The sequence below is a fragment of the Haemophilus seminalis genome, assembly GCF_006384255.1.
In the GTDB taxonomy this organism is placed as follows: Bacteria; Pseudomonadota; Gammaproteobacteria; order Enterobacterales; family Pasteurellaceae; genus Haemophilus; species Haemophilus seminalis.
In genome coordinates, this window is the sequence record NZ_VCED01000001.1 from 280,184 (window position 1) to 292,197 (window position 12,014).

The window sequence follows — 12,014 nt, forward strand, 5'->3', positions numbered from 1 at the left end:
TATTTTCTTAGGAGTTTTTATGAGAGAAAAAGTGGTTTCGTTGGCGCAAGATTTAATTCGTCGCCCGTCTATTAGCCCTAATGACGAAGGTTGTCAGCAAATTATTGCCGAACGTTTAGAAAAATTAGGTTTTCAAATTGAATGGATGCCTTTTAATGATACGTTGAATTTATGGGCAAAACACGGAACGGTTGAGCCAGTTATTGCTTTCGCTGGACATACGGATGTTGTGCCTACTGGCGATGAAAATCAGTGGTCGTTTCCGCCGTTTTCTGCTGAGATTATTGATGGCATGCTTTATGGTCGTGGTGCGGCGGATATGAAAGGCTCCCTTGCTGCAATGATTGTCGCGGCAGAAGAATATGTAAAAGCAAATCCTAATCATAAGGGCACCATTGCATTATTGATTACGTCTGATGAAGAGGCAGCCGCAAAAGATGGTACCGTGCGTGTAGTTGAGACTTTAATGGCGCGTGATGAAAAAATTACTTATTGTATGGTTGGTGAGCCATCGAGTGCTAAAAACTTAGGTGATGTTGTCAAAAATGGTCGCCGCGGCTCAATTACAGGAAATCTTTATATTCAGGGGATTCAAGGGCACGTGGCATATCCGCATTTAGCTGAAAATCCAATCCATAAAGCCGCCCCATTCTTGCAAGAATTAACGACTTACCAATGGGATGAAGGTAATGAGTTTTTCCCTCTAACAAGCTTACAAATTGCTAATATTCACGCAGGTACGGGAAGTAATAATGTGATTCCAGGCGAGTTATATATTCAGTTCAATTTGCGTTATTGCACAGAAGTAACAGATGAAATCATTAAGCAAAAAGTAGCTAAAATGCTAGAAAAACATAATTTGAAATATCGTATTGAATGGAATTTATCAGGTAAGCCTTTTTTAACAAAACCGGGTAAATTATTAGATTCGATAACCTCCGCTATTGAGGAAACTACAGGCATAACGCCAAAGGCTGAAACAGGTGGTGGTACATCAGACGGTCGTTTTATTGCATTGATGGGCGCAGAAGTAGTGGAATTTGGTCCACTTAACGCAACAATTCATAAAGTAAATGAATGCGTCAGTGTAGAAGACCTTGGCAAGTGCGGTGAAATTTATCACAAAATGTTAGTGAATTTATTGGATAGCTAAAATGAAATTAACGCCAGAAATGCTTACAGGAAAGTCCCGTGAGCATTTAGTCAATTTACCTGCGACTCATTCATCAAATCATTTTTTGCAAACACAAGCTGTGCAAGCATTTCAAGGTTTACAACAAAGTGCGGCGAAAAATGGCTTTAATTTACAGCCAGCGAGTAGTTTTCGTGATTTTGAACGCCAACAGCTTATTTGGAACAGCAAATTTAAGGGCGATAGAAAAGTCCATGATGACGCAGGAAAGGCATTAGATTTGAGCCAATTAGATGACTGGCAAAAATGTCAGGCGATTTTACGTTGGTCTGCATTGCCGGGTGCTAGCCGTCATCATTGGGGAACAGAAGTGGATATTTTCGATCCCGATCTTTTGCCACAAGGTCAATCTTTACAACTGGAGCCTTGGGAATATGAAAAAGGTGGCTATTTCTTTGAATTGAGTGAATTTCTTACCGAAAATTTACCGCACTTTGATTTTGCTTTGCCTTTTATAAATATGCACTCCAATAAGAAAGTGGGGCGGGAGCCTTGGCATATCAGTTATTTGCCGTTAGCTGAATTGGCAAGCCAGCAATTTTCTCCAGACATTTTGCAACAGGCGTGGAAAGGGGAAAATATTTTAGGCGCAGACTGTTTAATATCAAATCTTGAACAAATTTTTTCTGAATATATTGTTTAAAAATAAAGCCTTATCGTGAAGATAAGGCTTTATTCTTAGGCGTAAAAAAGCCCTTTTCCATGCAAATAAATTGGCAGCTCATCACCAATAGATAAATCAGGGAAAATGATGTTCTCAATCCATATTGCGTAGCCATTAATTTCAATTTGAATAGCAGTAATTTTCCCTTTAAATTCGATTTGTTTCACTTGCCCTTTGAAAAGTGCGGTTGGATTTTCCGATGTTTTAAACAGGTTGAATTGTTCGGGACGAAGTAAAATCTTACCTTGTTTCAGCGAGATTGATTTATTTTTTACAGGAATATTACCTAATTGGCATTGAATTGTGTTTTCATCAATCAGATTCGCCGATAGCATGATGTTGTCACCAATAAAACTTGCGGTTTCAATATGATTAGGCGACCAATAAAGTGTACGAGGCGTGTCGATTTGTAAAATTTTCCCTTGTTGGATAACCGCGATTTTATCCGCATAACGTAATGCTTCATCACGATCATGGGTGACGAAAATCGCTGATGCACCGCTTTGACGCAGTGCTTTCAGCATATCATGACGAATTTGCTGGCGAAGATGTTCATCTAAGGCACTAAAAGGTTCGTCTAATAAAATCAGTTCTGGATTTGGCGCTAGCGCTCGAGCAAGAGCCACACGCTGTTGTTGTCCGCCTGATAGTTGGTGAGGAAAACGTTCTGCCAGTTCACTAATTCCAGTGAGTTGCATTGCCTGCTCAATCCGCATTTTCTCTTCATCCGTTTTCCCTTTGCCATTTCCCAATCCGTAAGCAATGTTGCGATAGACATTTAAGTGAGGGAAAAGTACACCTTCTTGCACCACATAACCTAGATGGCGCTGTTGCGTTGGCACATTCGTATTCTCGCCGAAAATTAACCGCTCTTTTAGCCAAATTTCGCCAGTATTGGGTTGTTCAAATCCTGCGATCGCTCGCAATAACGTTGTTTTCCCACAACCAGAAGCACCAAGCAAAAAGAGGATCTCACCTCGTTGCAAGGTAAAGGAAATATTGTGAAGAACTTGTTGTTCATTAAAAAATTTATTGATATTTTTAACGGCTAATAACGGAGTATTTATCATTTTATTTAAATGCATATTTTTTCAATAAAAACACAGGAATCCCTGAAAAGAGAACGAGCATGAGTGCATAAGGCGTTGCCGCAGCGTATTGCGCATCACTGGTATATTCCCAAACGGCAATAGAAAGGGTTTTGATGTCGTTTGGCGTGAGCAAAAGTGTTGCAGTAAGCTCTTTCATTAAATTCAAAAATACTAGAGAGAATGCCGCCGCAATGCCTGGTAGCATTGCTGGTAATGTTAAAGTTCGGAAAATATAGAATGGACTTCGTCCTAGGCTTTGTCCGACTTTCTCAATATTATCAGAAAGTTGCTCAAGCGAGGCTCTAAGCGTGGTTTGTGCCATTGGTAAATAGAGCATAAAGTAAGCCACGATGATAACTAAAAAGGTTTGATATAAGCTGTTGGCATAGTTGATTGTAAAGTAGATCAGCGATAATGCGATAACTAAGCCGGGTACGGCGTGTAATAGATAAGGTAATCGATCAATCCAAATGGTTAATTTGCTACGATAGCGTACGGCGGCCCAAACCAATGGCAAAGCACAAATTACGGTAAGCAATGCGCCTAAGCCTGAAATAATAAATGAATTGCTGAATGCCGATAAAAATTCTGAAAAATCACCCGCACTTTCGAGTGAAGTTCCTACGATAAGCCAGTAAATTAACATAATCACAGGCACGCCAATGCTTAAGATGAATATGCTAGAGAAAAATCCGAAGGTTAAACATTGTTTGCCAAAGGAAAGTGTTTTTACCGGATAAGGACGAGTGACGCCTTTGCCACTGTTGTAAAGTGTTTGTTTACCGCGGAAGAATGTTTCTCCCAGCACAATAATGCTACAAATTGCCATTAATACAGCTGAAAGTAGTGCTGCGGTGCTGTTATTAAAAGACATTTCATATTCTTGGAAAATCGCTGTGGTGAATGTTTGATAATTCAAAATTGAAACCGCACCGAAATCTACCAGCATATGTAATGCTATTAGCAATAAACTACTACCGATTGCTGGTTTTAATTGCGGGAAAATAGCGTGCCAAAATGTGTAAGTTTGACTTTTTCCTAATGAAAGACTTACTTCTTCAAGGTAGCGGTCAAGTCGTTTAAGTGTGGCTGAAATAGGCAAGTAAGCGAGTGGAAAAGAACTTAATGTCATGATGCCAATCGTTCCCCAAAAACCTTCTACTCGAAAGGTGAGGCTGATCCAAGTAAAACAGCTCACAAAGGCTGGAATACAAAGCGGCAAACTCATCGCCACTTCAAAAAATGATTTGCCGAAAAAACGATAGCGTTCAAGTAAAAATGCACAAAGCGTACCGAGAAAAATGGAACCAATGGTTACGCAGACCATGAGAAGCATTGTGTTACTCAGTAAGTCCGCCATTCTCGGGCGAATAAGAAGCTCAAGGCTACGCTCTAATCCGACTTCAATCGCACGGAAAAGAATATATAGAAATGGTAATAAGAGCGGTAAACCAATAAGTAAAATAATGATGGTGAGCCAAAGTGGGGGCGTTCGGGTCAAAAGATAGTCCTTTATATGTTACAACTGTATTTTCACTTTTGGTGAAAATACAGTTGCGACGTTAGCGGGCTTATTTTAAACCAGCTTCTTCAATTAATTTATTTGCTTGTTCTTTATCTTGAGCAGTAGTTGCTGAAACTACTGGTGCTTGCAATTTAGCATAAGGTTCCATATTGAATGGAGAAGTCACATCTGTACGTAATGGATATTCTGCACGTACAGCAACTAAGGCTTCTTGACCTTTTTTGCTTGCTAAGAAGTCCACGAATTTTTTCGCTTCTTCTTTATTTTTAGATGATTTTAAGATTGCAGCACCTGAGTAAGTGACTAACGCACCTGGGTCTTTATGACGAATAAAGTACAAGCGAGTTTTTAAGTTTTCTGCGCCTTTTTCTTTTGCTAATGCATACCAGTAGTAGTTGTTAATTAAGGCTGCAGGTACTTCGCCATTTTCAACAGCTTGCAATGCAACACTGTTTTTCGCGTAAAGTTTACCATTTTCTTTTAAGCCTTTTAACCAATTAAGCGCAACTTTCTCGCCTTTTAGTTTAACAATAGCTACAACTTGTTCTAAGAACGCACCTGAGGTTGGTACATAACCGATTTTATCTTTCCATTTTGGTGTCGCGTAATCAAGTACTGATTTTTCCATATCTTTTTCAGATAATTTAGTGTGATCGTAAACCACAACACGAGAACGACCACTTAATGCGATCCAATCTTTTTTAGGCGCTACTGGTACACCTTGGTGAGAGGTTTGTTTGATCGTATTAGCTGAAAGTGGTTCTAATAAACCCGCTTCAGAAAGTGCGGCAAATGGAGATGTTTGTTCTGAATAGAATACATCGGCTGGGCTTTTATCGCCTTCTTCTTTAAGTTGACCAGCTAACTGTTCGCTTTTAGCACTATTTAAAGTAACTTTGATGCCAGTTTCTTGCGTAAATGCATCTGCTACGGCTTTTGCAGCTTCTTTATGTTGGCCGTTGTAAACGGTAATATCGGCAAAGCTACTTGCTGAGAATGTAAGTGCGGCAGCGAGAGTCGCAATTTTGAATGATTTTAATGTCATTGAAAACTCCTTGTTTTTGAGAATGGATCTTAATTTATATTGAATTGAGTTTATTCTATTTCTAAAATTTAATAAATGCAAATAGTTTTCAATTTAAATTTTGAGTTTGGGACGAAAAAAGGAGATCTAATTGATCTCCTTTAGTATGTTACTTATTTTCAATTTTGCTTTTTGCTTATAGTGTAGCAGGTTGGATGTAACCTAAGTCTGCTAATACTGTACAAATAGAATCACATAATCCTGAACAATCAAACTCTTCATCAATGAGTTTTTCGTTGTTGTTCATATCTTTGTAGCCATTTTTAATTAAATATGCTTTGAGTGACGTATTGAGGGCCGCTTTAGTGGTCGGTGTTTCCATTTGAGACATCATATAAACATGCAGTTCATTTAAATTTTCAACTCCACAGTTATACATATTGCCTGCTCCTATATATTGATTTGCACCTTCTAATAAAGCTTGAGAATATTGAGTAAAGCGTTTTGGTATATAGGTTTTGTTATCTTCAAATGTATATGTTTGATATGGTGTAAGAAATACATTGATATAGCCTAAGACTATAGCTAACAATACAGAAGAATAAATTTGATTCTCGGTGAGATTTTCAAATTCTTTATATTCAGCAACGTGATCAATTAATGATTGAATAGTGAAATGACCTACTTGATAGATAAAGTGTTCAAGTAGTCTTGCTGCGTCTTTATTATTGAATATATTGCTCAGATTATTTTCTTTGTTCTGGTTAATAAAAGTTAATTTATTCAATAATGCTTTATCAATGATTTCTGTACGGTTAATTTTATCTTGTAAATGAGCATGGCATAGTAAACTTCTTCTGAATGCTACATCGTAAAGATAATCTAGGCATTGCTCACGTGCAACATAATCTGTTTCGGATAATTGATTGATCATGTCACGGAGATGTTGCGGCATCCAAGAAATATATGAAAGTTGAAAATCCGTATCGCCAATATAAGCCAATTGATGTTGATGTAGGCTATCAACAAATTGATTTAAATAGAGAGGGTGGTTGTGATATTCGAGATATTCATGTGCTACGTAATGATCACCTTTAGTTTGAATACTATCGAAGTTATTAATTCGGCTCTTATTATTGTTTTTTTCAGACTCAATTGATTTAATTGCATCTGAGAATAATTGAACAATGGCTTTGCCACGACGAGTTTGTTCAGAGAGCGGTAAATCCTGAGTGTATTTATTTGCATAAAGCATAATATCACGTGCAACTTCGCGGCTTTTCCAACCAGGATAGGTGTTGTAAGAAATATAAGCAATACCATTTGGCGTTAAATTCTCACGACAAACCTCAAGGATTTTATCTTTGACATTATCAGGTACCCAAGAATAAATACCATGCACGATGATGTAGTCAAACATGCCAAATTCAGGCGTAATATCGAGAATATTTTTTGTTTCTAAACGAATGTTTGTTAATCCCATTGATTTAATAATTTCATTACCTTGAGTAATTTGACTATCTGATAAATCAATGCCTACAAATTCAGTATCTGGATAATAAACCGCTTGAGAAATTAAGTTTCCACCAAAAGAAGAACCTAATTCTAATACTTTAGCACCTTTGAGTTCTGGTGGTGTTAATCCCCACAATGTTGCATTTCCTTCCAAAAGCGCAATGCTCGTATAAGAAAAGGGTTTTGAGTAGTATCTAAGTTCGTCGTAAGGGTTATTTTGTTCAGCCATAATATATCCAGTTTGTAACATAATTAAAGGCGCATATTATAGAGGGAATATGGATGAAAACAAAGTGATGATTATTTCCCATGAGGTTTTAATTACGCTAGAATAACTGCAATTTTCACCAGCTTAGTATCCTCATGCTTTCATTTACTCTCGAACCTCAAGATAATGCACGTTTGCAATCTTTATGCGGTGCATTTGATGATCATCTAAAACTTATTGAAAAAGAATTTAACCTTGTCATTGCTCGTCATAATTTCACTTTTAATATTGATACTGTGGAAGAGGATATAAAACCTTATCATGCAAAATTGATAAAAAGTGCGGTGAAATTAATTCAAGATTTATATGTTGAAACTGCGCCCGTAAAAGGTAAAGTGAAAGAGTTAGATTTGGAAGATGTGCATATGGCTTTACAAGAAAGCCGAATGTTATCTCAAGCTGAACCGAACCGTGCTGAAAATAATGTTTTCAGTACAACGATTAAAACTAAACGAGGTGTGATTAAACCTCGAGGCGAAAATCAAGTTCAATATTTGCATAATATTTTAACTCACGATATTAGTTTTGGTATTGGCCCAGCAGGAACGGGGAAAACATTCTTAGCGGTTGCTGCAGCAGTTGAGGCTTTAGAACGTCAAGAAATTCGTCGTGTCTTACTGACGAGACCTGCGGTGGAAGCGGGCGAAAAGCTAGGTTTTTTACCAGGGGATTTAGGTCAGAAAATCGAACCTTATTTACGCCCGCTTTATGATGCTTTGTTTGAAATGTTAGGTTTTGAGCGTGTGCAAAAATTAATGGAACGTAATGTTATTGAAATTGCGCCTTTGGCTTATATGCGTGGGCGTACACTTAATGATAGTTTTATTATTTTAGATGAAAGCCAAAATACGACAGTTGAGCAAATGAAAATGTTTTTAACCCGTATTGGTTTTAATTCTAAAGCTGTGATTACGGGCGATATTACGCAAATTGACTTACCTCGTAGCACAAAATCTGGTTTACGCCATGCTATTGAAGTGTTGGAAAAAGTACCAGAATTAAGTTTTAACTATTTTGATAGCAAAGATATTGTGCGCCATCCGGTGGTGGCTAAAGTCGTGCAGGCATACGAAGAATGGGAAGTGCAAGATGAAATTCGTCGCAAAGAATTAGCGGAGCTTCGTAAAGCCGAACGTGAAAAAGAGCGGTCAGAAATTGAAAAGAATTTAGGAGAGTAAAATGGGAAGTATATTCGTTGATCTGCAAATTGCCACAGAAAATATAGAGGATTTGCCAACAGAAGAACAGATTGCGCAGTGGGCAACAGCGGCTGTTCAACCGGAAGGGGATGAAGTCGAAATGACAGTTCGTATTGTGGATGAAGATGAAAGCCATGAATTAAATTTAACTTATCGTGGCAAGGATCGCCCGACTAACGTACTTTCATTTCCATTTGAATGCCCAGATGAGGTGGAGTTGCCATTGTTAGGGGATCTCGTTATTTGCCGTCAAGTTGTGGAGCGAGAAGCCGCAGAACAAGAGAAACCATTAATGGCGCATTGGGCGCATATGGTCGTGCATGGTAGCTTACATTTACTCGGTTATGATCATATTGAAGACGATGAAGCGGAAGAAATGGAAAGTTTAGAAACCCAAATTATGCAAGGATTAGGCTTTGATGATCCTTATTTAGCAGAGAAATAATCTTTATTCGGAGTAATGATGTATAAAGCGGTATTTAGTGATTTTGATGGCACCTTATTAACCTCTCAACATACTATTTCCCCTCGAACTGTTGCAGCAATTAAGCGTTTAACGGCGAATGGTATTCCTTTTGTGCCAATTTCAGCGCGTTCTCCTTTGGGTATTTTGCCTTATTGGAAACAGCTTGAAACGAATAATGTGCTTGTTGCATTTAGTGGTGCGCTTATTTTGAATCAACATCTTGAACCAATTTATAGCGTACAAATTGATCCAAAGGATATTTTAGATATTAATACCGTTTTGGCGGATCATCCGTTGCTTGGCGTGAATTATTATACAAATAATGATTGCCATGCTCGCGATGTAGAAAATAAATGGGTGATTTATGAACGCAGTGTTACCAAAATTGAAATTCATCCTTTTGATGACGTGGCGGCTCGTTCGCCACATAAAATCCAAATTATTGGGGAAGCAGAAGAAATCATTGAGATTGAAATTATTTTAAAGGAAAAATTTCCACATCTGAGTATTTGTCGTTCTCATGCTAACTTTTTAGAGGTGATGCACAAGAGTGCAACCAAAGGAAGTGCGGTGCGTTTTTTGGAAGATTATTTTGGCGTACAAACCAATGAGGTGATTGCGTTTGGTGATAATTTTAATGATTTGGATATGCTAGAACATGTTGGGCTTGGGGTGGCAATGGGAAATGCGCCTGATGAAATTAAACAAGCTGCAAATGTAGTCACCGCGACCAATAATGAAGATGGGCTAGCATTAATTTTGGAAGAAAAATTTCCTGAGTAATGAGTAAAAGGAAAGGCACTTGCTCTGTTCCCTAAAAAAATTATACAGTTAAATTAAGGAGGGAGTTTTGTAGTCCTCATGGGGTAGTCCCCTTCGTTTACACTGAGTAGACTCGTGATTGTAATAATATAAGTGAATCTTACTATTGGTATTCTATATTTTCGCCCTATTTTCCAGTAAAATAGGGCGTCATTTTTAATGAGGAATAATTAATGTCAACGCAATTTGTTTATACGATGCATCGTGTCGGTAAAGTGGTGCCGCCGAAGCGTCATATTTTGAAAGATATTTCTTTAAGCTTCTTCCCTGGTGCAAAAATTGGGGTTCTAGGCTTAAATGGTGCGGGTAAATCAACCCTTTTACGAATTATGGCGGGCGTAGATAAAGAATTTGAAGGGGAAGCTCGTCCACAACCTGGTATTAAAATCGGTTATCTTCCACAAGAACCAAAATTAGAACCGCAACAAACCGTGCGTGAAGCGGTGGAAGAAGCGGTTTCTGAAGTAAAAAATGCACTGACTCGTTTAGATGAAGTGTATGCGCTTTATGCGGATCCCGATGCGGATTTTGATAAATTAGCGGCAGAACAAGCGAGCCTTGAAGCCATTATTCAAGCGCATGATGGGCATAATTTAGATAACCAATTAGAGCGTGCAGCAGATGCGTTACGCTTGCCAGACTGGGATGCCAAAATCGAACATTTATCTGGTGGTGAGCGTCGTCGTGTCGCACTTTGCCGCTTATTGCTTGAAAAACCAGATATGTTGTTGTTAGATGAGCCAACCAACCACTTAGATGCGGAATCGGTGGCATGGTTAGAGCGTTTCTTACATGACTACGAGGGCACTGTTGTCGCAATTACCCACGACCGTTATTTCTTAGATAACGTAGCAGGATGGATCTTAGAGCTTGACCGCGGTGAGGGTATTCCTTGGGAAGGTAACTATTCTTCTTGGTTAGAGCAAAAAGAGAAACGTTTAGAGCAAGAACAAGCAGCTGAAAACGCGCGTCAAAAATCTATTGCGAAAGAGTTAGAATGGGTGCGTCAAAATCCAAAAGGTCGTCAAGCGAAAAGCAAAGCACGTATGGCTCGATTTGATGAATTGAATTCTGGCGAATATCAAAAACGAAACGAGACTAACGAACTCTTTATTCCACCTGGTCCACGCTTAGGTGATAAAGTGATTGAAGTGCAAAACTTAACCAAGTCTTATGGCGACCGCACTTTAATTGATGATTTATCATTTAGTATTCCAAAAGGTGCAATCGTTGGGATTATCGGGGCAAATGGTGCGGGTAAATCAACCTTATTCCGTATGTTGTCAGGTCAAGAACAACCAGATTCAGGTTCTGTAACCATGGGTGAAACCGTTGTGCTTGCTTCGGTGGATCAGTTCCGTGATTCAATGGATGATAAGAAAACTGTGTGGGAAGAAGTCTCTAACGGACAAGATATTCTCACTATCGGTAACTTTGAAATTCCAAGCCGTGCGTATGTTGGACGCTTCAACTTTAAAGGCGTGGATCAACAAAAACGTGTGGGCGAATTATCAGGTGGGGAACGTGGTCGTTTACACTTGGCGAAACTTTTACAACGTGGCGGAAACGTCCTGTTATTGGACGAACCGACCAATGATTTAGACGTTGAAACCTTGCGTGCCTTAGAAAATGCGATTTTAGAATTCCCAGGCTGTGCAATGGTGATTTCCCATGACCGTTGGTTCTTAGACCGTATCGCAACGCATATTTTAGATTACGGTGACGAAGGTAAAGTCACGTTCTATGAAGGTAACTTCTCAGACTACGAAGAGTGGAAAAAGAAAACTTTAGGCGATGCAGCAACCCAGCCACATCGTATTAAATATAAACGTATTGCGAAGTAATTTATATTGAGAAAGTGCGGTGGATGTTAACCGCACTTTTCTTACTTTTTGGGGAGTGATTATGCTCGTTTATTTACATATTTTTTTCGCCTTTTTAAGTTTGGCACTGTTAGTAATTCGTGGTGCAATGCAGCTTAATGGCAAAAATTGGCGTTCGATAAAATTATTAAAAATTTTACCGCACTTATCAGATACCTTGCTGATTGTTTCTGGTGTCGTCATTTTATATCTCTTTGCTTTTGGTATTGAATGGTGGTTGATAGCTAAATTCGCATTACTGATTTTGTATATCCTGTTTGCTGCGAAATTTTTCAGTAAAAAAGTTTCTCAACCCAAAAGTATTTTCTTTTGGCTTGCTTGCGTAAGTTTTATTGGTGCGATGTTAATTGCCTACTTAAAATAAA

General features: G+C 38.5%; 11 protein-coding genes. 7 read left to right on the forward strand and 4 right to left on the reverse strand.

Annotated features, from left to right (window positions below; translation table 11 throughout):
- The first annotated feature begins 19 nt into the window (after positions 1-19).
- Together dapE and FE813_RS01380 are read left to right on the forward strand one after the other, a co-directional pair.
- On the forward strand, positions 20-1,153 hold the full coding sequence (gene dapE / locus FE813_RS01375; RefSeq protein ID WP_139989180.1) for a succinyl-diaminopimelate desuccinylase: 1,134 nt from the start codon (positions 20-22) through the stop codon (positions 1,151-1,153).
- A 1-nt stretch (position 1,154) separates the two neighbouring features.
- A complete protein-coding gene (locus FE813_RS01380) occupies positions 1,155-1,835 on the forward strand; it encodes a M15 family metallopeptidase (protein ID WP_139989181.1) in 681 nt (226 codons plus the stop codon).
- 35 nt (positions 1,836-1,870) lie between these two features.
- Here the strand turns inward: FE813_RS01380 and fbpC are convergent, their stop codons facing one another.
- The 4 genes from fbpC to FE813_RS01400 all read right to left on the reverse strand — a co-directional run bounded on the left by fbpC (position 1,871) and on the right by FE813_RS01400 (position 7,240).
- Positions 1,871-2,941, reverse strand: a complete 1,071-nt coding sequence (fbpC, locus tag FE813_RS01385) for a Fe(3+) ABC transporter ATP-binding protein FbpC (protein ID WP_180978655.1) — start codon at positions 2,939-2,941, stop codon at positions 1,871-1,873.
- On the reverse strand, positions 2,928-4,448 hold the full coding sequence (locus FE813_RS01390; protein ID WP_139989182.1) for an ABC transporter permease: 1,521 nt from the start codon (positions 4,446-4,448) through the stop codon (positions 2,928-2,930). The genes fbpC and FE813_RS01390 overlap by 14 nt, the downstream gene beginning before the upstream one ends.
- A gap of 70 nt (positions 4,449-4,518) precedes the next feature.
- A complete protein-coding gene (locus FE813_RS01395; RefSeq protein WP_106014149.1) occupies positions 4,519-5,517 on the reverse strand; it encodes an iron ABC transporter substrate-binding protein in 999 nt (332 codons plus the stop codon).
- Positions 5,518-5,692: 175 nt separating this feature from the next.
- A complete protein-coding gene (locus tag FE813_RS01400) occupies positions 5,693-7,240 on the reverse strand; it encodes a methyltransferase regulatory domain-containing protein (protein ID WP_140577897.1) in 1,548 nt (515 codons plus the stop codon).
- Positions 7,241-7,374: 134 nt separating this feature from the next.
- Between FE813_RS01400 and FE813_RS01405 the strand changes: the two genes are divergently transcribed.
- The 5 genes from FE813_RS01405 (at position 7,375) to FE813_RS01425 (ending at position 12,013) form a co-directional block, all read left to right on the forward strand.
- Positions 7,375-8,457: a PhoH family protein gene (locus tag FE813_RS01405; RefSeq protein ID WP_005625772.1), complete on the forward strand. Its 1,083-nt coding sequence runs from the start codon at positions 7,375-7,377 to the stop codon at positions 8,455-8,457.
- A gap of 1 nt (position 8,458) precedes the next feature.
- On the forward strand, positions 8,459-8,923 hold the full coding sequence (gene ybeY / locus FE813_RS01410) for an rRNA maturation RNase YbeY (protein WP_139989183.1): 465 nt from the start codon (positions 8,459-8,461) through the stop codon (positions 8,921-8,923).
- A gap of 18 nt (positions 8,924-8,941) precedes the next feature.
- Positions 8,942-9,727, forward strand: a complete 786-nt coding sequence (locus FE813_RS01415) for a Cof-type HAD-IIB family hydrolase (RefSeq protein ID WP_180978666.1) — start codon at positions 8,942-8,944, stop codon at positions 9,725-9,727.
- Positions 9,728-9,939: 212 nt separating this feature from the next.
- Entirely contained in the window at positions 9,940-11,610 is a 1,671-nt protein-coding gene (gene ettA, locus FE813_RS01420; RefSeq protein ID WP_139989185.1) for an energy-dependent translational throttle protein EttA, read from the forward strand.
- A gap of 61 nt (positions 11,611-11,671) precedes the next feature.
- Positions 11,672-12,013, forward strand: coding sequence for a SirB2 family protein (locus FE813_RS01425; RefSeq protein WP_180978656.1), 342 nt, complete (start codon positions 11,672-11,674; stop codon positions 12,011-12,013).
- Position 12,014 lies beyond the last annotated feature (1 nt).